General features: G+C 72.1%; 34 protein-coding genes. 2 read left to right on the top strand and 32 right to left on the bottom strand.

Annotated elements, in window-relative coordinates:
* Window positions 1–32 precede the first annotated feature (32 nt).
* Entirely contained in the window at window positions 33–623 is a 591-nt protein-coding gene (gene mobA, locus ACI798_RS10880) for a molybdenum cofactor guanylyltransferase (RefSeq protein ID WP_456940068.1), read from the top strand.
* 32 nt (window positions 624–655) lie between these two features.
* Window positions 656–1318, top strand: a complete 663-nt coding sequence (locus ACI798_RS10875; RefSeq protein WP_456940069.1) for an NAD(P)H-binding protein — start codon at window positions 656–658, stop codon at window positions 1316–1318.
* Here the strand turns inward: ACI798_RS10875 and truA are convergent.
* The 32 genes from truA to rplC form a co-directional block, all read right to left on the bottom strand.
* Window positions 1315–2097 (bottom strand): tRNA pseudouridine(38-40) synthase TruA, encoded by a 783-nt coding sequence (truA, locus tag ACI798_RS10870; protein ID WP_457047952.1) that lies wholly within the window; start codon window positions 2095–2097, stop codon window positions 1315–1317. The genes ACI798_RS10875 and truA overlap by 4 nt on opposite strands.
* A gap of 73 nt (window positions 2098–2170) precedes the next feature.
* Window positions 2171–2548 (bottom strand): hypothetical protein, encoded by a 378-nt coding sequence (locus ACI798_RS10865; protein ID WP_456940070.1) that lies wholly within the window; start codon window positions 2546–2548, stop codon window positions 2171–2173.
* Window positions 2545–3219, bottom strand: coding sequence for a 50S ribosomal protein L17 (gene rplQ, locus ACI798_RS10860; protein ID WP_457047911.1), 675 nt, complete (start codon window positions 3217–3219; stop codon window positions 2545–2547). Before rplQ ends, ACI798_RS10865 begins: the two co-directional genes overlap by 4 nt.
* Window positions 3220–3368: 149 nt before the next feature.
* Window positions 3369–4445 (bottom strand): DNA-directed RNA polymerase subunit alpha, encoded by a 1077-nt coding sequence (locus tag ACI798_RS10855; protein ID WP_387987713.1) that lies wholly within the window; start codon window positions 4443–4445, stop codon window positions 3369–3371.
* A 119-nt stretch (window positions 4446–4564) separates the two neighbouring features.
* Window positions 4565–5191, bottom strand: a complete 627-nt coding sequence (gene rpsD / locus ACI798_RS10850; RefSeq protein ID WP_456929490.1) for a 30S ribosomal protein S4 — start codon at window positions 5189–5191, stop codon at window positions 4565–4567.
* A 35-nt stretch (window positions 5192–5226) separates the two neighbouring features.
* Complete coding sequence (gene rpsK / locus ACI798_RS10845) at window positions 5227–5634, bottom strand: 30S ribosomal protein S11 (RefSeq protein ID WP_012950456.1); 408 nt, start codon at window positions 5632–5634, stop codon at window positions 5227–5229.
* Window positions 5635–5734: 100 nt separating this feature from the next.
* Complete coding sequence (gene rpsM, locus ACI798_RS10840; protein ID WP_456548794.1) at window positions 5735–6115, bottom strand: 30S ribosomal protein S13; 381 nt, start codon at window positions 6113–6115, stop codon at window positions 5735–5737.
* A gap of 15 nt (window positions 6116–6130) precedes the next feature.
* Window positions 6131–6244 (bottom strand): 50S ribosomal protein L36, encoded by a 114-nt coding sequence (gene rpmJ / locus ACI798_RS10835; RefSeq protein ID WP_012950458.1) that lies wholly within the window; start codon window positions 6242–6244, stop codon window positions 6131–6133.
* A 73-nt stretch (window positions 6245–6317) separates the two neighbouring features.
* A complete protein-coding gene (gene infA / locus ACI798_RS10830; RefSeq protein WP_012950459.1) occupies window positions 6318–6539 on the bottom strand; it encodes a translation initiation factor IF-1 in 222 nt (73 codons plus the stop codon).
* 298 nt (window positions 6540–6837) lie between these two features.
* The gene (gene map, locus ACI798_RS10825) at window positions 6838–7641 is read right to left on the bottom strand and encodes a type I methionyl aminopeptidase (protein WP_457047910.1); all 804 of its coding nucleotides are present in this window, start codon (window positions 7639–7641) and stop codon (window positions 6838–6840) included.
* A gap of 70 nt (window positions 7642–7711) precedes the next feature.
* Window positions 7712–8311, bottom strand: a complete 600-nt coding sequence (locus ACI798_RS10820; RefSeq protein WP_457047909.1) for an adenylate kinase — start codon at window positions 8309–8311, stop codon at window positions 7712–7714.
* A gap of 8 nt (window positions 8312–8319) precedes the next feature.
* Window positions 8320–9630 (bottom strand): preprotein translocase subunit SecY, encoded by a 1311-nt coding sequence (gene secY / locus ACI798_RS10815; RefSeq protein WP_456940074.1) that lies wholly within the window; start codon window positions 9628–9630, stop codon window positions 8320–8322.
* A gap of 181 nt (window positions 9631–9811) precedes the next feature.
* Window positions 9812–10255 (bottom strand): 50S ribosomal protein L15, encoded by a 444-nt coding sequence (gene rplO, locus ACI798_RS10810; RefSeq protein ID WP_456940075.1) that lies wholly within the window; start codon window positions 10253–10255, stop codon window positions 9812–9814.
* A gap of 13 nt (window positions 10256–10268) precedes the next feature.
* Window positions 10269–10448 (bottom strand): 50S ribosomal protein L30, encoded by a 180-nt coding sequence (gene rpmD, locus ACI798_RS10805; protein ID WP_387987725.1) that lies wholly within the window; start codon window positions 10446–10448, stop codon window positions 10269–10271.
* 1 nt (window position 10449) lies between these two features.
* Complete coding sequence (gene rpsE / locus ACI798_RS10800) at window positions 10450–11064, bottom strand: 30S ribosomal protein S5 (RefSeq protein WP_387987727.1); 615 nt, start codon at window positions 11062–11064, stop codon at window positions 10450–10452.
* Between the two features lie 40 nt (window positions 11065–11104).
* Entirely contained in the window at window positions 11105–11512 is a 408-nt protein-coding gene (gene rplR / locus ACI798_RS10795) for a 50S ribosomal protein L18 (protein WP_387987729.1), read from the bottom strand.
* Window positions 11512–12051 carry a 50S ribosomal protein L6 gene (gene rplF / locus ACI798_RS10790; RefSeq protein ID WP_456940076.1) on the bottom strand — a complete coding sequence of 180 codons (540 nt, stop codon included), beginning with the start codon at window positions 12049–12051 and terminating at the stop codon, window positions 11512–11514. Before rplF ends, rplR begins: the two co-directional genes overlap by 1 nt.
* Before the next feature lie 14 nt (window positions 12052–12065).
* Window positions 12066–12470: a 30S ribosomal protein S8 gene (rpsH, locus tag ACI798_RS10785; RefSeq protein WP_456901390.1), complete on the bottom strand. Its 405-nt coding sequence runs from the start codon at window positions 12468–12470 to the stop codon at window positions 12066–12068.
* A gap of 122 nt (window positions 12471–12592) precedes the next feature.
* Window positions 12593–12778 carry a type Z 30S ribosomal protein S14 gene (locus ACI798_RS10780; RefSeq protein ID WP_012950469.1) on the bottom strand — a complete coding sequence of 62 codons (186 nt, stop codon included), beginning with the start codon at window positions 12776–12778 and terminating at the stop codon, window positions 12593–12595.
* A gap of 22 nt (window positions 12779–12800) precedes the next feature.
* Complete coding sequence (gene rplE, locus ACI798_RS10775; protein ID WP_456940077.1) at window positions 12801–13385, bottom strand: 50S ribosomal protein L5; 585 nt, start codon at window positions 13383–13385, stop codon at window positions 12801–12803.
* A 2-nt stretch (window positions 13386–13387) separates the two neighbouring features.
* Window positions 13388–13741, bottom strand: a complete 354-nt coding sequence (gene rplX / locus ACI798_RS10770) for a 50S ribosomal protein L24 (protein WP_456940078.1) — start codon at window positions 13739–13741, stop codon at window positions 13388–13390.
* Window positions 13742–13743: 2 nt separating this feature from the next.
* A complete protein-coding gene (rplN, locus tag ACI798_RS10765; RefSeq protein WP_387987738.1) occupies window positions 13744–14112 on the bottom strand; it encodes a 50S ribosomal protein L14 in 369 nt (122 codons plus the stop codon).
* A gap of 220 nt (window positions 14113–14332) precedes the next feature.
* Window positions 14333–14632: a 30S ribosomal protein S17 gene (gene rpsQ / locus ACI798_RS10760; RefSeq protein ID WP_456940079.1), complete on the bottom strand. Its 300-nt coding sequence runs from the start codon at window positions 14630–14632 to the stop codon at window positions 14333–14335.
* Entirely contained in the window at window positions 14629–14862 is a 234-nt protein-coding gene (gene rpmC, locus ACI798_RS10755) for a 50S ribosomal protein L29 (RefSeq protein WP_387987741.1), read from the bottom strand. The genes rpsQ and rpmC overlap by 4 nt, the downstream gene beginning before the upstream one ends.
* Complete coding sequence (gene rplP, locus ACI798_RS10750) at window positions 14862–15278, bottom strand: 50S ribosomal protein L16 (RefSeq protein WP_387987743.1); 417 nt, start codon at window positions 15276–15278, stop codon at window positions 14862–14864. Before rplP ends, rpmC begins: the two co-directional genes overlap by 1 nt.
* A 3-nt stretch (window positions 15279–15281) precedes the next feature.
* Window positions 15282–16190 carry a 30S ribosomal protein S3 gene (gene rpsC / locus ACI798_RS10745; RefSeq protein WP_456940080.1) on the bottom strand — a complete coding sequence of 303 codons (909 nt, stop codon included), beginning with the start codon at window positions 16188–16190 and terminating at the stop codon, window positions 15282–15284.
* Window positions 16190–16669, bottom strand: a complete 480-nt coding sequence (rplV, locus tag ACI798_RS10740; protein WP_456940081.1) for a 50S ribosomal protein L22 — start codon at window positions 16667–16669, stop codon at window positions 16190–16192. Before rplV ends, rpsC begins: the two co-directional genes overlap by 1 nt.
* A gap of 26 nt (window positions 16670–16695) precedes the next feature.
* Window positions 16696–16977: a 30S ribosomal protein S19 gene (gene rpsS / locus ACI798_RS10735; RefSeq protein ID WP_089402109.1), complete on the bottom strand. Its 282-nt coding sequence runs from the start codon at window positions 16975–16977 to the stop codon at window positions 16696–16698.
* A gap of 24 nt (window positions 16978–17001) precedes the next feature.
* Window positions 17002–17835: a 50S ribosomal protein L2 gene (rplB, locus tag ACI798_RS10730; protein WP_073421345.1), complete on the bottom strand. Its 834-nt coding sequence runs from the start codon at window positions 17833–17835 to the stop codon at window positions 17002–17004.
* 43 nt (window positions 17836–17878) lie between these two features.
* Window positions 17879–18181, bottom strand: coding sequence for a 50S ribosomal protein L23 (rplW, locus tag ACI798_RS10725; protein ID WP_100497379.1), 303 nt, complete (start codon window positions 18179–18181; stop codon window positions 17879–17881).
* On the bottom strand, window positions 18178–19008 hold the full coding sequence (gene rplD, locus ACI798_RS10720; protein ID WP_456940082.1) for a 50S ribosomal protein L4: 831 nt from the start codon (window positions 19006–19008) through the stop codon (window positions 18178–18180). Before rplD ends, rplW begins: the two co-directional genes overlap by 4 nt.
* Window positions 19005–19670: a 50S ribosomal protein L3 gene (gene rplC, locus ACI798_RS10715; RefSeq protein WP_456929502.1), complete on the bottom strand. Its 666-nt coding sequence runs from the start codon at window positions 19668–19670 to the stop codon at window positions 19005–19007. Before rplC ends, rplD begins: the two co-directional genes overlap by 4 nt.
* Window positions 19671–19677: the final 7 nt, after the last annotated feature.

Below are 19677 nucleotides of genomic sequence, written 5' to 3'. Positions count from 1 at the left end.
CGGTACCCACGCCGGGCCCCTACGGTCGGACCGTGACCGCGCCGGACCCGCTCCCGCCGTACGCGGCGGTGGTCCTGGCCGGCGGCCGCGCGGCCCGGCTGGGCGGGCAGGCCAAGCCGCAGCTCGAGGTGGGCGGCCGCACGATGCTCGAGGCCGTCCTCGCCGCCGTCCGCGACGCGGACCCGCGGGTCGTCGTCGGGCCGCCCCAGCCGGTGCCCGGCGGCGTCCGCGTCGTCCGGGAGCGGCCGGCCGGCGGCGGGCCGGTCGCGGCGATCCGGGCGGGCCTCGCCGCCGTCGACACCGCGGTGGTCGCCGTCCTCGCCGGCGACCTGCCGTTCGTGACCCCCGCGCTGCTCCGCGACCTGCGGGCGCGGCTGACCGCCGACGGCGTCCTGGTCGTCGACGACGCCGGCCGCGACCAGTACCTGCTCGGCGTCTGGCGGACCGCGGCCCTGCGGGCGGCCGTGTCCGAGGTGGACGGCCCGGTGCCGGTCCGCCGGGTGGTCGGCCGGCTGGCGGTCACCCGGTGGTCCCCCGCGCGGGAGCCGGGCACCCCGCCGCCGTGGACCGACTGCGACACCCCCGCCGACCTCGCCCGGGCCCGCAGGGACGCCGGCGGGTGACCGCCCCGGCCGCCGGGTGGTAGGACGGCGGCATGCGCGTCGTCATCGCCGGTGCCCACGGTCAGGTCGCCCGCCGCCTCGGCCGGCTGCTCTCCGGACGCGGGGACACCGTCGTCGGCATAGTCCGCAACCCCGAGCACACCGCCGACCTCGAGGCCGACGGCGTCACGCCCGCGGTGCTGGACCTGGAGTCCGCCTCGGTCGACGACGTCGCGGAGGTCGTCCGCGGCGCCGACGCCGTCGTGTTCGCCGCGGGCGCCGGCCCGGGCAGCGGGGCGGAGCGCAAGCACACCGTCGACCACCGCGCCGCGGTCCTGCTGGCCGACGCCGCCGAGCGGGCCGGCGTCCGCCCCTACCTGCTGGTGTCCTCGATGGGCGTCGAGCAGGCCCGGCAGGGGACGCCGAAGGGCATGGACCCGGTGTTCGCCGTCTACCTGCAGGCCAAGCTGCGTGCCGAGGACGTCATCCTGCCGCGCACCGCGCTGGACACCGTGATCGTGCGGCCCGGGCGGCTGACCGACGAGCCCGGCACCGGCCGGGTGACTCTCGCCCACGGCGTCGGGTACGGCGAGGTCCCCCGCGACGACGTCGCCGCGGTCCTGCTGGCCTTCCTCGACTCGGGCAAGACGAACGAGGTCGTGGAGCTGGTGTCCGGCGAGACACCGGTCGCCGAGGCGGTCGCCGCGCTCCCCTAGTCGCGGCGGGCGCGGGTGACCAGCGCGCGGGCGGCGAGCTCGGGGTCGGCCGGGTAGTCGACCCGCACCAGCGTGAGCCCCCCGGGTGGGGCGACGACGACCTCGCCCGCCCGCTCCCGGCGGTCGAGCAGCCCGGCCGGCCACTCCGGCGCCCGGCGCCCCTCCCCGACCGCCACCAGCGAGCCCACGAGGCTGCGCACCATCGAGTGGCAGAAGGCGTCCGCGGAGGCCGTGACGGTCACCAGGTCGCCGTCGCGGGCCACCGCCAGCTCCAGCAGGGTGCGGACGGTCGTGGCGCCCTCGCGGCGGCGGCAGAAGGCGGCGAAGTCGTGCGCGCCCGTCATGAGGCGGGCGGCGGCGTCCATGGCGGCGGCGTCGAGCCGGCGGGGCCAGCCGACGGTGTCCGCCCGGCGCAGCGGCGGTGGCCCGGCGTCGCTGTCGGTGAGCCGGTAGACGTAGTGCCGCGCCAGGGCGCCGAAGCGGGCGTCGAAGCCCGGGGGCGCCTCGGCGACGGCGGGCACCGCCACGTCCGGCGGCAGCAGGCCGCGCAGCCGGCGGACGAGGCGCTCGCGCTGCTCCTCCCAGGCGACGCGCGGGACGTCGGCGTGCGCGACCTGCCCGGTGGCGTGCACGCCGGCGTCGGTGCGGCCGGCCACGGTCAGCTCGACCGGCGCGCGCAGCACGGTGGCCAGCGCGGACTCCAGCTCGCCCTGCACGGTGCGCCGCCCGGGCTGGCGGGCCCAGCCGGAGAAGTCCGTCCCGTCGTAGGCGACGGACAGCCGGAGACGGACGAGCCCGCCCCCGGGATCGGGAGCGGGCTCGTCGCGGTGGTGCTCGGTGGTCAGCGGCGGGTCACTTCGGGTCGGGCGCGGACTCGCCGCCGGGGGCGTGGGTGCCCGCGGTGGCGGCGTCGCCGATCTCGGCGGCCTCGACCTCGGCGGCCGCCGCGGCGGCCACGTCCGGGGACAGCGCCGGGTCCTCGACCACGGCCAGGTTCTCGGCCTTGGGCTCGGGCGTCACGTCGCCGTCGTCCTGGCGCTCGCCGTCCGGGTTGTAGAGGTCGGTCACGACCTCCTGGGCCTCGGCGTCGACCTCACCGGAGGTCACGGCCGGCGAGGTGTCGCCACCGGGACCGGTGGTCTCGCCCTCGAACGTCGCGCCCTGGTCGCCGCCGCCGGCGGAGACCCCGGCCGCGCCGGCGTCGCCGCGCTGGCCCGGCTGCTCGGTCACTTGGAGCCGTCCGCGTCCTCGGCCGGGGCCTCGGCGTCAGCGGCCACGGCGGTGTCGTCGGCGTCGGTCGCCTCGGTGACCTCGGCCTCGGTGACGTCGGCGTCCGTGGCCTCGGCCTCGGTGACCTCGCCCTCGGTGACGTCGGCGTCCGTGGCCTCGGAGGTCTCGTCGGCCGCGGTGGTGTCCTCGTCGGCCGCGGCGGTCTCGACGGCGTCCGCGGTGACCTCACCGGAGGCGGCGGCCGCGCCGGCGCCGGCGGCGAAGCGGGTGCCGCGGGCGCGCTCGGCCTCACCGACGGCCTGCTGGGCCACGGTCAGCGCCTCGACCAGCTCGATGACGGCCATGGGGGCGTTGTCGCCCTTGCGCGGGCCGACCTTGGTGATGCGGGTGTAGCCGCCGGGCCGGTTCTCGAAGCGCGGGCCGATCTCCGCGAACAGGTGGTGGACGACGTCCTTGTCCCGGATGACCGTCATCACCTGGCGGCGCGCATGCAGGTCACCGCGCTTGGCGAAGGTGACCAGCTTCTCGGCGAACGGGCGCAGCCGCTTCGCCTTCGCCTCGGTGGTGGTGATCCGCCCGTGCTCGAACAGCGACGTGGCCAGGTTCGCCAGCATCAGCCGCTCGTGGGAGGCGGACCCGCCGAGACGGGGGCCCTTGGTGGGGGTGGGCATGTCGGTCCTTCCTCAGGCGGCCGGGCGGGCGTGTGCCGGCTGCATCCAGGTGGTGCTGTCGTCGCTGTGTCAGTGTGGCGGACCCGCCTCGACCGGGCCCACGCGGTCCGGCCGGGCGGCGGTCGTCCCGCCGCCCGGCCGGTGCAGCGTCAGAGCTGCTCGGTCTCCTGGTAGGAGCCGTCGTCGTACTGGACCTGCCCGTACTCGGTGCCGTACTCGCCGTGGCCCTGGTAGGCGTCGGTCTCGTAGCCCTCGTCGTAGCTCTCGACCGAGGTCGGGATGAACCCGGGCGGGCTGTCCTTGAGCGCCAGGCCCATGGCCGCCAGCTTCATCTTGACCTCGTCGATCGACTTGGCCCCGAAGTTGCGGATGTCGAGCAGGTCGGCCTCCGAGCGGGTGACCAGCTCGCCGACGGTGTGCACGCCCTCGCGCTTGAGGCAGTTGTAGGACCGGACGGTGAGGTCCATGTCCTCGATCGGCATCGAGAAGTTCGCGATGTCGGCGGCCTCGGCCGGGCTGGGCCCGACCTCGATGCCCTCGGCGTCGACGTTCAGCTCGCGCAGCAGGCCGAACAGCTCGACCAGCGTGGAGCCGGCGGAGGCGATGGCGTCCCGCGGGGCGATCGAGGGCTTGGTCTCGACGTCGACCACGAGGCGGTCGAAGTCGGTGCGCTGCTCGACGCGGGTGGCCTCGACGGCGTAGGTGACCTTGAGGACCGGCGAGTAGATGGAATCGACCGGGATGCGGCCGATCTCCTGGCCGGGCTGCTTGTTCTGCGGCGCCGGGACGTACCCGCGGCCCCGCTCGACGACCAGCTCGATCTCCAGCCGGCCCTTGCCGTTGAGGGTGGCGATGTGCAGGTCGGGGTTGTGCACCTCGACACCGGCCGGGGGCGCGATGTCGGCGGCGGTGACCTCACCGGGGCCCTGCTTGCGCAGGTACATCGTCACCGGCTCGTCGGAGTCGGAGCTGACGACCAGGCCCTTGAGGTTGAGGATGATCTCGGTGACGTCCTCCTTGACCCCGGGCACGGTCGTGAACTCGTGCAGGGTGCCCTCGATCCGGATGCTGGTGACGGCAGCTCCGGGGATCGAGGACAGGAGGGTGCGGCGCAGCGAGTTGCCGAGGGTGTAGCCGAAGCCGGGCTCGAGCGGCTCGATGACGAACCGCGAGCGCTGCTCGGTGAGGGTCTCCTCGGTCAGCGTCGGACGCTGTGCGATGAGCATGGTGTTCTCCTCCGGTTCCTCCGGCGCCCGCCATATGACGCCGTGAGGGGGTGGTGCGGGCCCCGGCGGACATCGGTCCGCCCGCCGGGGCCGGTGGTGCTGTGTGGTGCTGCGAGCCCTTACTTGGAGTAGAGCTCGACGATCAGCTGCTCCTGCACCGGGGTGTCGATCACCTGGCGGGCCGGGACGCTGTGCACGACGGCGCGCAGCTGGCCGCTGATGACCTCCAGCCACGGCGGCACGGGGCGCTCGCCGGCGCGGGCCTGGGCGATCTCGAAGGGCACCATCCGCCGCGACTTCTCGGCGACCTCGATGATGTCGTTCGCGCTGACCCGGTAGGACGGGATGTCGACCTTGCGGCCGTTCACCCGGATGTGGCCGTGCTTGACCAGCTGGCGGGCCATGTCGCGGCTCTCGCCCCAGCCGGCCCGGTACACGACGTTGTCCAGGCGGGACTCGAGGATCTGCAGCAGGACCTCACCGGTCTTGCCGGTCTTGCGGTTGGCCTCCTCGTAGTAGCCGCGGAACTGCTTCTCGAGGACGCCGTAGATGCGGCGGGCCTTCTGCTTCTCGCGCAGCTGCAGGAGGTACTCGCTGTCCTTGCTGCGGCCCCGGCCGTGCTCGCCCGGCGGGTAGGGCCGGATCTCGATCGGGCACTTCGGGGACTCGCACTTGCTGCCCTTGAGGAACAGCTTCATCTTCTCGCGCCGGCAGAGGCGGCAGTCGGCTCCGGCGTAACGGGCCACGTCAGGTACTCCTCGTTCTTCTCGTCAGTGGCCGGTCAGACCCGGCGGCGCTTCTTGGGGCGGCAGCCGTTGTGCGGCTGCGGCGTCACGTCCTGGATCTGCCCCACCTCGAGGCCGGTGGCCTGCAGCGAGCGGATCGCGGTCTCGCGGCCCGAGCCCGGGCCCTTGACGAAGACGTCGACCTTGCGCATGCCGTGCTCCTGGGCCTTGCGCGCGGCGTTCTCGGCGGCCATCTGGGCGGCGAACGGCGTCGACTTGCGCGAGCCCTTGAAGCCGACGTGGCCGGCGGAGGCCCAGCTGATCACGTTGCCGGTCGGGTCGGTGATCGACACGATCGTGTTGTTGAACGTGCTCTTGATGTGCGCGGCGCCGTGGGCGACGTTCTTCTTCTCCTTGCGGCGGACCTTCTTGGCACCAGCCGCGGCGCGAGCCCTGGGAGGCATGTCTCTCCGGTTTCCTTCTGAGCGTTCAGTGGCCAGATGAGCACGAGGGGCGCACCGTCGCTCCCGCCCTCACGGGTCGTGCGACAGCGCGCCTCACGGCTTACTTCTTGCCGGCCTTCTTCTTGCCGGCGATGGTCTTGCGCGGGCCCTTGCTGGAGCGCGCGTTGGTGCGGGTGCGCTGGCCGTGCACGGGCAGGCCACGACGGTGGCGCAGGCCCTGGTAGCAGCCGATCTCCACCTTGCGGCGGATGTCGGCGGCCACCTCGCGGCGGAGGTCACCCTCGACGCGGAAGTGCTCGTCGATGTAGTCGCGCAGCTTGAGCAGGTCCTCGTCGGAGAGGTCCTTGGCCCGCAGGTCGGGGCTCACGCCGGTCGCCGCGAGGGTCTCCTTGGCGTGGGTCTTGCCGATCCCGTAGATGTAGGTGAGCGCGATCTCCATCCGCTTCTCGCGGGGCAGGTCGACGCCGGCCAGTCGTGCCATGTCTCAGGTACTCCCTCAGCCCTGCCGCTGCTTGTGGCGGGCGTTGTCGCAGATGACCATGACCCGGCCGTGCCGGCGGATCACCTTGCACTTGTCGCAGATCTTCTTCACCGACGGCTGGACCTTCACCGGTGCCGCCCCTCATTCCTGTCGATCGATGGCCGCCCGCGCGGCACCCGGAGGTGCCCCGCGCCGGCGGCGGTCACTTGTAGCGGTAGACGATGCGACCGCGAGTCAGGTCGTAGGGCGAGAGCTCCACGACGACGCGGTCCTCGGGCAGGATGCGGATGTAGTGCTGGCGCATCTTGCCGCTGATGTGGGCGAGCACCCGGTGCCCGTTCTGCAGCTCGACCCGGAACATCGCGTTGGGCAGCGGCTCGACGACGCGACCCTCGACCTCGATGGCCCCGTCCTTCTTCGCCATGCCCGACACGGCCTCCCTGACTCGGTGGTGCTGGTTGGTGTGGTGCTGGAGTCGCATGCGCCCGCGCCGGAGCCGGCCGGGTCGTACGCGGTGGTTGCAGACCAGGTGGTGCAGGCGCTCCCGCGAGGGCGTCCCGGGTCGTGCGGCCACAGCACGACGACAGGACGGCGCGAACGCCGTCGTTCACTGTACCCCGCTGCAGCGGGGCGCTCCAACCCGGCCTCCGTCACAACGGAACGCCCGGGGTGGCCCCCTCGCGGGGCCCGCCAGGAGCCTGCGAGCGGCGGGGGGTCCTCGCTCAGGTGCGCGGGGTGATCCCGAAGGGGGCCAGCCCCGCCACGCCGCCGTCCTCCGCCGTCAGGACCCAGGGCCCCTCGGGGGTGATGGCGACGGTGTGCTCGAAGTGGGCGGCCCGGGAGCCGTCCTTGGTGACCACGGTCCAGCCGTCCTCGAGCTCGGCGGTGGCGGGGTCGCCCACGGTGACCATGGGCTCGATCGCCAGCGCCAGGCCGGGGACCAGCCGCGGGCCGCGGCCGGGCCGGCCGTAGTTGAGGACGTGCGGGTCCTGGTGCATCTCGGTGCCGATGCCGTGCCCGCCGTAGTGGTCGACGATCCCGTACGGGTGCGACTCGGCGGTGATGGCCTGCTCGACCGCGGAGCTGATGTCGGTGAGCCGCCCGCCGGCGACGGCCCTCGCCAGCCCGGCCCACATCGACCGCTCGGTGACGTCGATGAGCGCCGCGTCCTCGGCCGACGGCGGACCCACGGTCACGGTGACGGCCGAGTCGCCGTGCCAGCCGTCGAGGATCGCGCCGCAGTCGATGGAGATGTTGTCGCCCTCGGCGAGGGTGCGCTCCGGGTTCGGGATGCCGTGCACGACCTCGTCGTTGATCGACGCGCAGATGCTGCCGGTGAAGCCGTGGTAGCCGAGGAACGACGGGATCGCCCCCGAGGACCGGATGACGTCCTCGGCGATCGCGTCGAGCTCCCCGGTGGTCACGCCGGGGCGGACCGCCGCGCGGACGGCGGCGATCGCCTTCGCGACGACGAGGCCGGCACCGCGCATGAGCTCGATCTCGTGCGGTGTCTTGATCTGGATCATGCGTCCACTCCACTTCGCCAGCAGCGGGAGGCGGGCCAGGATCCCGGCCGACATCGGCGGCGCCGTCCCCTCAGCTGTCGCTCGACTGCCCGGGCTGCACGGGCCGGCCCAGTGCGGTCATCACCCGGGCGGTGACCTCCTCGATGGTGCCGATCGCGTCGATGCGCGACAGCAACCCCTCGCCGTCGTAGAACCCGGACAGCGGGGCGGTCTGTTCCCGGTAGACCTCGAGGCGGTGCCGCACCGTCTCGGGCCGGTCGTCGTCGCGCTGCACCCACTCGCCGTCGACGAGCATCCGGCGCCCGGAGAGCCGGCGCACCAGCTCCTCCTCCTCGACGACGAGCTCGACGACGCGGTCGAGTCCGTGCCCGAGCTCCTCCAGGGAGCCGCGCAGCTGCTCGGCCTGGGCGATGGTGCGGGGGAAGCCGTCCAGCAGGAAGCCGGCCTTGGCGTCGGGCTCGGCGAGCCGGTCCTTGACCATCGCGACGGTGATCTCGTCGGGGACGAGGTCGCCGGCGTCCATGTAGACCTTGGCCTTGCGGCCGAGCTCGGTCTGGCCACTGACGTTGGCGCGGAAGATGTCGCCGGTCGAGATGGCGGGCACGCCCAGCTGGCCGGCGATGATCTGGGCCTGGGTCCCCTTGCCGGCTCCCGGCGGACCCAGCAGCACGATGCGCACTACTTCAGGAACCCTTCGTAGTTGCGCTGGTTGAGCTGCGTCTCGATCTGCTTCACGGTCTCCAAGCCCACTCCCACCATGATCAGCACTGCGGTCCCGCCGAACGGGAAGTTCTGGTTCGCCCCCTGCTGCGTGATCGACAGGAAGAAGTTCGGGAGCACCGCGACGATCCCCAGGTAGATCGACCCGGGGAGGGTGATCCGGGACAGCACGTACTGGAGGTACTCCGCCGTCGGCCGGCCCGGGCGGATGCCGGGGATGAAGCCGCCGTAGCGCTTCATGTCGTCGGCCCGCTCCTCCGGGTTGAAGGTGATCGACACGTAGAAGTACGTGAAGAACACGATCAGGCCGAAGTACAGCGCGACGTGCACCGGACTGCTCTGGTCGATGACGTAGTTCTCGAAGAACTGCCGGACCGGGCCGGTCTCGTCACCCTGGAGCTGGGTGATCAGCTGCGGGAGGTACAGCAGCGACGAGGCGAAGATGACCGGGATGACGCCGGCCTGGTTCACCTTGAGCGGGAGGTAGGTCGAGGTGCCGCCGTACATGCGGCGGCCGACCATGCGCTTGGCGTACTGGACCGGGATGCGTCGCTGCGCCTGCTCGACGTAGACGACGGCCCCGATGATCAGCAGGGCGAAGGCGCAGACGACGGCGAAGACGACACCGCCGCGGGTCTGCAGGATCGAGCCGCCCTCGGCCGGGATGCGGGCCGCGATCGAGGTGAAGATCAGCACGGACATGCCGTTGCCGATCCCCTTCTCGGTGAGCAGCTCGCCGAGCCACATGATCACCGCGGTGCCGGCGGTCAGCGCGACCACGAGGACGATCGTCGTCCAGATGCTGTCCGACGGGATGATGTCCTGCTGGCAGCCGGGGAACAGCTGGCCGCTGCGGGCCAGGGCGATGATGCCGGTGCTCTGCAGGATCGCCAGGGCGATCGTCAGGTAGCGGGTGTACTGGGTCAGCTTCTGCTGGCCCGACTGCCCTTCCTTCTTCAGCTGCTCGAACCGCGGGATCACCACGACCAGCAACTGCACGATGATGCTGGCGGTGATGTACGGCATGATCCCCAGCGCGAAGACCGACAGCCGGAGCAGCGCCCCGCCGGAGAACAGGTTCACCAGCGAGTAGACGTCGCGCTGGCTGCCCGCCTGCGCCTGCTCGAGACAGCTGTTGATCGCCTCGACGGAGACCCCCGGGCCGGGCACCGAGGCGCCCAGCCGGTACACGGCGATGATCGCCAGGGAGAACAGCAACTTGCGCCGGAGGTCTGGCGTCCGGAACGCCGCGGCGAACGCCTGCAGCACGTGCCCTCCCCTGCTCGGTCGGATGAGGTTAGCAACGACGGGGGTCGCACCGGTCACACCCTCCCTCACCGGTGGCAGACCGGCGGGGACGGATCGGCTCCCCGGGGCTCGGGCGCGCGGGCGCCCGGGCCGGACAGCAGACGACCCCCGGGGCGATGGGGCACCCGGGGGTCGTCGGCGGTCAGATGCGGGTGGTGCTTCCCCCGGCCGCGGCGATCTTCTCGGCGGCGGAGGCCGAGAAGGCGTGCGCGTGCACGGTGACCTGGACGCCGCCCAGGTCACCGGTGCCGAGGACCTTCACCGGCTGGCCGCGGCGGACCGCGCCGGCGTCGGCGAGCGTGTCGGGGTCGACGTGCCCGCCCTGCGGGAACAGGGACGCGATCCGGTCGAGGTTGACGACCTGGAACACGACCTTGTTGCGGTTCTTGAAGCCGGACATCTTGGGCAGCCGCATGTGCAGCGGCGTCTGGCCGCCCTCGAAGCGCGCGGACGTGGTGCCGCGCGCCCCGGTGCCCTTGGTGCCGCGACCGGCGGTCTTGCCCTTGGAGCCCTCACCCCGGCCGACGCGCGTCTTGGGGGTGTGGGCGCCCGGGGCCGGACGCAGGTGGTGGACCTTGAGAGTCATGACGAGTCCCTGCTCAGATCTCTTCGACGGCGACGAGGTGCGTCACCGTGGCGACCATCCCGCGGATCTCGGGACGGTCCTCCTGCACGACCGTGTCGTTGATCCGCTTGAGGCCCAGGGACCGCAGCGTCTGCCGCTGGTTGGGCTTCGTGCCGATCGCCGACCGGACCTGGGTCACCTTCAGCTGCGCCATGTCAGACCCCCTGGCCCGCACGCGCCCGCAGCATGGCGGCCGGGGCGACGTCCTCGAGGGGCAGCCCGCGGCGGGCGGCGATCTCCTCGGGGCGGACGAGCTCCTTCAGCGCCTGCATGGTGGCGTGCACGATGTTGATCGGGTTCGACGAGCCGAGGCTCTTCGAGAGCACGTCGTGGATGCCGGCGCACTCGAGGACGGCACGCACCGGGCCACCGGCGATGACACCGGTACCGGGGCTGGCCGGCTTGAGCAGCACGACACCGGCAGCGGCCTCACCCTGCACCGGGTGCGGGATGGTGCTGGCGATGCGCGGCACCTTGTAGAAGTGCTTCTTGGCCTCCTCGACGCCCTTGGCGATCGCCGCGGGCACCTCCTTGGCCTTGCCGTAGCCGACGCCCACGGTGCCGTCACCGTCGCCGACGATCACCAGGGCGGTGAAGCTGAAGCGCCGACCACCCTTGACGACCTTCGACACGCGGTTGATGGCCACCACGCGCTCGATGTAGTTGCTCTTCTCGGCAGGCGCGCCGCCGGGCCCCCGCCCGCCGTCACGACGGTCGCGGCGGTCGTTGCCGCCGCCGGCGCCGCCGCCGCGTCGCTGTGGTCCTGGCATCAGACGTCCCTCTCGATCTGCTGGTTGGCGGTGCTGCTCATCAGAAGTCCAGCCCGCCCTCACGCGCGCCGTCGGCCAGCGCGGCGATGCGGCCCTGGTAGCGGTTGCCCCCGCGGTCGAACACGACCTTGGTGATGCCGGCGGCCTGGGCGCGCTCGGCGACCAGGGCGCCGACCCGGCGGGCCAGGGCGGACTTGTCGCCCTCGGCCCCGCGCAGGCTGGCGTCGAGCGTCGAGGCGCTCACCAGCGTACGGCCGGCGGTGTCGTCCACGACCTGCACGTGGATGTGCCGCGTGCTGCGGTTGACCACCATGCGCGGGCGGTCCGGCGTGCCGGAGACCCGCTTGCGGAGCCGGTTGTGCCGGCGCAGCCGCGAGACGCGGCGCGCGGTGCTGATGTCGGTGCCGACGGGCGTGTGCACCCGAGCGGCCTTCTCGGTCTGTGCCATCACTTACCCGTCTTCCCGACCTTGCGCTTGACGACCTCGCCCTGGTAGCGCACGCCCTTGCCCTTGTACGGGTCGGGCTTGCGGAGGCCGCGGATGTTGGCGGCCACCTGGCCGACCTGCTGCTTGTCGATGCCGGTCACCCGCAGGCGGGTGGGCGACTCGACGGTGAAGGTGATGCCCTCGGGGGCACGCACCGGCACCGGGTGGCTGTAGCCGAGCGCGAACTCCAGGTCCGAGCCGCGGGCCTGGACGCGGTAGCCGACGCCGACGATCTCGAGGGTCTTGGTGTAGCCCTCGGTGACGCCGGTGATCATGTTGGCGATCAGGGTGCGGGACAGGCCGTGCAGGGCCCGGCTCTCGCGCTGGTCGTCGGGCCGCTGGACGCTCAGCGTGCCGTCCTCGCCCCGGGCGACCGTGATGGGCGCCGCGACGGTGTGGGACAGGGTGCCCTTGGGGCCCTTCACGCTGACCGTCTGGCCGTCGATGGTGACGTCCACGCCACCGGGCACGGGAACCGGCAGTCGTCCGATCCGTGACATCTCGCTCGCTCCTCTTACCAGACGTAGGCGAGGACTTCCCCGCCCACGCCCTTCTTGGTCGCCTGCCGGTCGGTCAGCAGCCCGGTCGAGGTGGAGATGATGGCCACCCCCAGGCCGCCCAGGACCTTCGGCAGGGCGTTCGACTTCGCGTAGACCCGCAGGCCCGGCTTGGACACCCGGCGCACCCCGGCGATGCTGCGCTCGCGGTTGGGGCCGAACTTCAGGTCGATCACCAGCTCCTTGCGGGTGGCGCCGTCCTTCTCGACGTCCTCGACGCGCCAGCCGGCGATGTAGCCCTCCTGCTGGAGGATCTCGGCGATGTGCGTCTTGAGCTTCGACGACGGCATGCGCGTCGAGTCGTGGTAGGCCGTGTTCGCGTTGCGCAGCCGCGTGAGCATGTCCGCGATCGGGTCGGTCATCGTCATGGGTGTCGTGCCTCTCTCGCCGCGGTTCCTCACGCGTCCCTCGCGTGGGCCTCTCGGCGACCGGTGGAGCTGGGGGCCCGCCCCGCGCGGTCAGCGCGCGGGGCGGGGACTGCGGACTACCAGCTGGACTTGCTCACGCCCGGCAGCTCGCCGGCGTGCGCCATCTCCCGCAGGCAGATCCGGCAGAGGCCGAACTTGCGGAAGACCGAGTGCGGACGACCGCACCGCTGGCAGCGGGTGTAGCCGCGGACCGCGAACTTGGGCTTGCGGGCCGCCTTGTTGATCAGCGCCTTCTTGGCCATCTCGGTGTCTCCTCGGCCCGGCTCAGCGGATGGTGGTGACGACGGGCTGGCCGGCGAACGGGAAGCCCAGCAGGCGGAGCAGCTCGCGACCCTCCTCGTCGTTCGTGGCGGTGGTGACCAGCGTGATGTCCATGCCGCGCGGACGGTCGATCTTGTCGACGTCGATCTCGCGGAACATCGACTGCTCGGTCAGCCCGAACGTGTAGTTGCCGTGCCCGTCGAACTGCTTGGCGTTCAGGCCGCGGAAGTCGCGGATGCGGGGCAGGGCCAGCGCCAGGAGCCGGTCGAGGAACTCCCACATGCGGTCGCCGCGGAGGGTGACCTTGGCGCCGATGGGCATGCCCTCGCGCAGCTTGAACTGGGCGATGGACTTGCGGGCCCGGACGACGGCCGGGCGCTGGCCGGTGATGGCGGTGAGGTCGCGGACCGCGCCGTCCATCAGCTTCGCGTCGCGGGTGGCCTCGCCGACGCCCATGTTGACGACGATCTTCGTCAGCCGCGGGATCTGCATGACGTTCTCGTAGCCGAACTCCTCCTGGAGCGCCGGCACGATCGACTCGCGGTAGTGCGCCAGCAGGCGCGGGAGCTCACGGGTGGGTGCAGTCATCGTCAGAGGTCCTTACCGGTCCGCCGCGACACCCGGATGTTGCGGCCTTCCTCGTCCTTGCGGTAGCCGACCCGGGTCGGCGTCCCCTCGGAGTCGATCACCATCACGTTGCTGACGTGGATGGGAGCCTCCTGGGTGACGATGCCGCCCTGCTGCGCGCCCCGCTGGTTCGAGCTGATGCGGGTGTGCTTCTTGACGCGGCCGACGCCCTCGACGAGGACCTTCTGCAGCTTGGGGTAGGCGGCGATGACGCGACCCCTGGCGCCCTTGTCCTTGCCGGACAGGACCACCACGGTGTCGCCCTTCTTCACCTTCATGCCCGGCGTCTTGGCCGGCGGGGTCTTCTTGGCAGCCATGGTCAGAGCACCTCCGGGGCGAGCGAGATGATCCGCATGAAGCGCTTGTCGCGCAGCTCGCGGCCGACGGGACCGAAGATGCGCGTACCGCGCGGGTCGCCGCTGTCGCGGATGATCACCGCGGCGTTCTCGTCGAAGCGGATGTAGGAGCCGTCGGGACGACGGCGCTCCTTCCGCGTGCGGACGACGACGGCCTTGACGACGTCGCCGCGCTTGACGCCGGCACCGGGCAGCGCGTCCTTGACGGTCGCCACGATGACGTCGCCGATGCCCGCGTAGCGCCGCCCGGACCCGCCGAGCACCCGGATGCAGAGGATCTCCTTCGCACCGGTGTTGTCGGCGACCCGGAGCCGCGACTCCTGCTGGATCACGTCCTACTCCCAATCTCAGTGGTGACAGCCGGGCCGGAACGGTGAACCGGCTGTCCGGTACCCACGCGCGGACGCACCGGCGACTGATGCCGCCGGTGCGTCCGACACGGGTACCGGGATGTGGCGCTCACCCGGAGGGGCGCCAGTCGTCCAGGGTACCCGGTCCCGCGACCCGCCCCACAGGGCGTCGGTCACAGGGCCCGCGGACCCCCGACGCGTCTTACTTGGCCTTCTCGACGACCTCGACCAGCCGCCACCGCTTGGTGGCCGACAGCGGCCGGGTCTCCATGATCTGCACGCGGTCGCCGACACCGGCGACGCCCTGCTCGTCGTGGGCCTTCAGCTTGCTGGTGCGCCGGATGACCTTGCCGTAGAGGCCGTGCTTCACGCGGTCCTCGACCTCGACGACGATGGTCTTGTCCATCTTGTCGCTGACCACGAGGCCCTCGCGGACCTTGCGGTAGCCGCGGCCGGCCAGGCCGGGGCCGCTGGCGACAGCGGTGTTGTCGGGCTCGCTCATGCCACACCCTCGTTCGGGGCGACCGAGAGGCCCAGCTCGCGCTCGCGCATGATCGTGTAGATCCGGGCGATGTCGCGGCGGACGGTCTGCAGTCGCCGGTTGTTGTCCAGCTGGCCGGTGGCCACCTGGAACCGCAGGTTGAACAGCTCTTCCTTGTGCTCACGCAGCCGCGTGGCGAGCTCCTCGGCCGAGAGCTCGCGCAGCTCCGGGGCGGTCAGACCGGCGGCCATCACACCTCTCCTTCACGCGTGATGAAGCGAGCCTTCATGGGCAGCTTGTGGATGGCGCGGCGCATGGCCTCGCGGGCCACCGACTCCGGGACACCCGACAGCTCGAACATGACGCGGCCCGGCTTGACGTTGGCGACCCACCACTCCGGGGAGCCCTTGCCGGAGCCCATGCGGGTCTCGGCCGGCTTCTTGGTGAGCGGGCGGTCCGGGTAGATCGTGATCCAGACCTTGCCGCCACGGCGGATGTGCCGGGTCATGGCGATACGGGCGGACTCGATCTGGCGGTTGGTGACGTACGCCGGCTCGAGGGCCTGGATGGCGTACTCACCGAAGTTGATCGCCGTGCCGCCCTTGGCCCGGCCGGAGCGGTCCGGGTGGTGCTGCTTGCGGTGCTTGACGCGCCGGGGGATCAGCACGTGTCAGCCCTCCGTGTTCTCGGTCGCGGTCGTCTCGGCCGCGGCGGTCGCCTCGGGGCCGGCGGCCTCGGCGACGGTCTGCTCGGGCGCGACCTCACCCGAGGTCACGGCCACGGTGCTGTCGGCGGCGGTCTCCGGACCGGTCGTCGACTCGGCGGCGGCGCGGCCGGCCTCGGTGCCACCGGCGGTGGTGCCGCTGGAGCCCGACCGGCGGGGGCGCTGCGGGCGCTCCCGGCGCTGCTGCCGCGCGGCGAGGGCCTCGAGGGCCTCGCGCTCGGCACGCGAGCCGCTGACGTCGCCCTTGTAGATCCACACCTTCACGCCGATGCGGCCGAAGGTGGTGCGGGCCTCGTACAGGCCGTAGTCGATGTTCGCCCGGAGGGTGTGCAGCGGCACGCGACCCTCGCGGTAGAACTCCGACCGGCTCATCTCGGTGCCGCCCAGGCGCCCGGAGCACTGCACCCGGATGCCCTTGACCTGCGGGCTGCGCTGGGCCGACTGCATGGCCTTGCGCATGGCGCGGCGGAAGCTGACGCGGCTGGACAGCTGCTCGGCCACGGCCTGGGCCACGAGCTGGGCGTCGGCCTCGGGGTTCTTGACCTCGAGGATGTTCAGCTGCACCTGCTTGCCGGTGAGCTTCTCCAGCTCGCCGCGGATGCGGTCGGCCTCGGCGCCGCGGCGGCCGATGACGATGCCCGGCCGGGCGGTGTGGATGTCGACCCGGACCCGGTCACGGGTGCGCTCGATCTCCACCTTCGAGATGCCGGCGCGCTCCATGCCCTTGGACATGAGCTTGCGGATGGCCACGTCTTCCTTGACGTAGTCCTTGTACAGCTTGTCGGCGTACCACCGGGACTTGTAGTCGGTGGTGATGCCGAGGCGGAACCCGTGCGGGTTGACCTTCTGACCCACTAGCGGGTCCCTCCCCTCGTGTTGGAGCGCTGCTGCGTGCCCTGCTGCTGCGTCGCCGGGCCGGACTGGCCGGTGCGCCGGCGGGCGGTGCGGGACTTGCCGGCGAGCTCGGCGCTGGAGCCGACCTCGCTCACCTCGACGGTGATGTGGCTGGTCCGCTTGTTGATGCGGTAGGCGCGGCCCTGGGCGCGCGGCCGGATCCGCTTCATGGTCGGGCCCTCGTCCACGTAGGCGGCGCTGACGACGAGCGCGGCCGGGTCCAGCCGCAGGTTGTGCTCGGCGTTGGCGACGGCGCTGGCGACGACCTTGGCCACCGGCTCGCTGGCCGCCTGCGGGGCGAACCGCAGCAGGGCCAGGGCCTCGTCGGTGGGCAGGTAGCGGATGAGGTCCACCACCCGGCGTGCCTTCATGGGGGTGACGCGGACGCCGCGGGCGACGGCCCGGGCGACCTGCGTCTCCTCTCCCAGCTGGGAAGTCATATCGAGTCTCTCTCTCGGGACCGGGCTCAGCCGCGCCGCGACCGGCGGTCGTCCTTGACGTGACCCCGGAAGGTCCGGGTCGGGGCGAACTCGCCGAGCTTGTGCCCGACCATGGCCTCGGTCACGAAGACCGGGACGTGCTTGCGCCCGTCGTGCACGGCGATGGTGTGGCCGAGCATGTCCGGGATGATCGTCGAGCGGCGGGACCAGGTCCGGATGACCGTCTTGGTGCCCTTCTCGTTCTGCGCGTCCACCTTCTTGAGCAGGTGGTCGTCGACGAACGGGCCCTTCTTCAGGCTGCGTGGCATGTCTGTCGGACTCCTCTAACCCGCTCAGCGCTTCTTGTTGGTGCGCCGGCGGCGCACGATCAGGGCGTCACTGGCCTTGCGCTTGCGCGTGCGGCCCTCCGGCTTGCCCTTCGGGTTCACCGGGTGGCGACCACCGGAGGTCTTGCCCTCACCACCACCGTGCGGGTGGTCCACCGGGTTCATGGCGACACCGCGGACGGTCGGGCGCTTGCCCTTCCACCGCATGCGGCCGGCCTTGCCCCAGTTGATGTTCGACTGCTCGGCGTTGCCCACCTCGCCGACGGTGGCGCGGCAGCGCACGTCGACGTTGCGGATCTCGCCCGAGGGCATGCGCAGCTGGGCGAAGCGGCCCTCCCGGGCGACCAGCTGGACGCTGGTGCCGGCGGAGCGGGCGATCTTCGCGCCGCCGCCCGGCCGCAGCTCGATCGCGTGCACGACCGTGCCGACGGGGATGTTGCGCAGCGGCAGGTTGTTGCCCGGCTTGATGTCGGCCGCGGGGCCGCACTCCACCGTGTCGCCCTGCTTCAGGCGGGCCGGCGCGATGATGTAGCGCTTCTCGCCGTCGGCGAAGTGCAGCAGCGCGATGCGCGAGGTGCGGTTCGGGTCGTACTCGATGTGCGCGACCTTCGCCGGCACGCCGTCCTTGTCCGCCCGACGGAAGTCGATGACGCGGTAGGCGCGCTTGTGGCCGCCGCCCTGGTGGCGAGCGGTGACCTTCCCGTGGACGTTGCGCCCGCCACGACCGTGCAGCGGCCGGACCAGCGACTTCTCGGGGTGGTCGCGGGTGACCTCGGCGAAGTCGGCGACGCTGGAGCCGCGGCGGCCCGGCGTCGTCGGCTTGTACTTGCGGATAGCCATTGCTGACTCGGTTCCTCTGTCTCTGGTCCGGCAGTCCCGGGGCTCAGGCGCCCGGGCCCCCGAAGATCTCGATCCGGTCGCCGGGCGCCAGCGAGACGATGGCCCGCTTGGTGTCCTTGCGCTTGCCGAGCTTGTTGCCCCGGCTGCGCTTGCGCTTGCCCTGGCGGTTGATGGTGTTCACGCCGAGGACCTTCACGTTGAAGACCTGCTCGACCGCGATCTTGATCTGCGTCTTGTTGGCCTCGGGCAGCACCACGAACGTGTACTGGTTCTCGTCCAGCAGCCCGTAGCTCTTCTCCGAGATGACCGGCGACAGCAGGACGTCCCGGGGGTCGCGGACGCTCACGCCTTCTCCTCGGTGGTGTCGGTGGCCTCGTTCTGCTCGAGGTCCAGGTCGGTCGTGCCCTCGGCCGGCTGGATCGACGGGATGGCGCCGGGGATGTCCGGCGTCGTCAGGTCCGGCTTGGTCAGCGAGGTGCCGCCCTTGCCGCCGGTGCCGCCGTGCGGACCGGCCACGAACTCGGCGAGCGCGGTTTCGGTGAAGACCACCTCGTCGCTGACCAGCACGTCGTAGGTGTTGAGCTGGCCGGCCTCGATCAGGTGCACGCGCGGCTCGTTGCGCAGGCTCACCCAGTTGAGGACGTCGTCGCGGTCGAGGACCACGAGCACCCGCTTGGCGCCGGTCACCGCGTCGAGGGTGGCCAGGGCCGCCTTGGTCTTCGGCGCGTCGCCGTCGACGAAGGTGGTGACGACGTGCACGCGGCCGTCGCGCGCCCGGTCGGAGAGGGCACCGCGCAGGGCGGCGGCCTTCATCTTCTTGGGCGTGCGCTGCGAGTAGTCGCGCGGCTGGGGGCCGTGGACCGTGCCACCGCCGGTGAACTGCGGCGCGCGGATCGAGCCCTGGCGGGCGCGGCCGGTGCCCTTCTGGCGGTAGGGCTTGACGCCACCGCCGCTGACGGCGCCACGCGTCTTGGTCGCGTGGGTCCCCTGGCGGGCCGCGGCCAGCTGGGCGACGACGACCTGGTGCATGAGCGCGACGTTCGCGTTCGCGTCGAACAGGTCACCGGGCAGCGTGACGCTGCCGGAGGTCTCCCCCGCCGGCGTGCGGACGTCGACCTGGCGGTCGGCGCGCGCGGCCGTGCTGGTGGTCGCGGTCGCGGTCGACTGGGTCACTGGTTGTCACTCCCCACGGGACCGCCCTTGACGGCCGAGCGGACGAGCAGGAGCCCGCCCTTCGGGCCGGGGACGGCGCCCTTGATCAGGATGAGGCCGCGCTCGGTGTCGACCTTGTGGACGACGAGCGAGAGGGTCGTGGTCTTCACCGCGCCCATGCGCCCGGCCATCTTCAGGCCCTTGAACACGCGGCCGGGGGTGGAGGCGCCGCCGATCGAGCCGGGCGACCGGTGCTTGCGCTGGGTGCCGTGCGCCGCGCCGAGGCCCTTGAAGCCGTGGCGCTTCATGACACCGGCGGTGCCCTTGCCCTTGCTGGTGCCGATGACGTCGACCTTGGCCACGCCGTCGAAGACCTCGGCGGTCAGCTCCTGGCCGACCGTGTACTGGCCGGCGTCCTCGGTGCGGAGCTCGACCAGGTGACGGCGCGGCGTCACGCCGGCCTTGGCGAAGTGGCCCCCCTCGGGCTTGTTCACCTTGCGGGGGTCGATCTCGCCGAAGCCGAGCTGGACGGCCGAGTAGCCGTCGACCTCGGGGGTGCGCACCTGCGTCACCACGTTCGGGCCCGCCTTGACGACGGTCACCGGCACGATGCGGTTGTTCTCGTCGAAGACCTGGGTCATCCCCAGCTTCTCGCCGAGGAGCCCGCGGAACGTACTCGCCATGACTGGA

This window comes from Geodermatophilus sp. SYSU D01045, from assembly GCF_054050295.1.
Note: the sequence above shows the minus strand (reverse complement) of the source record. Positions and strands in the feature narration are given on the sequence as shown.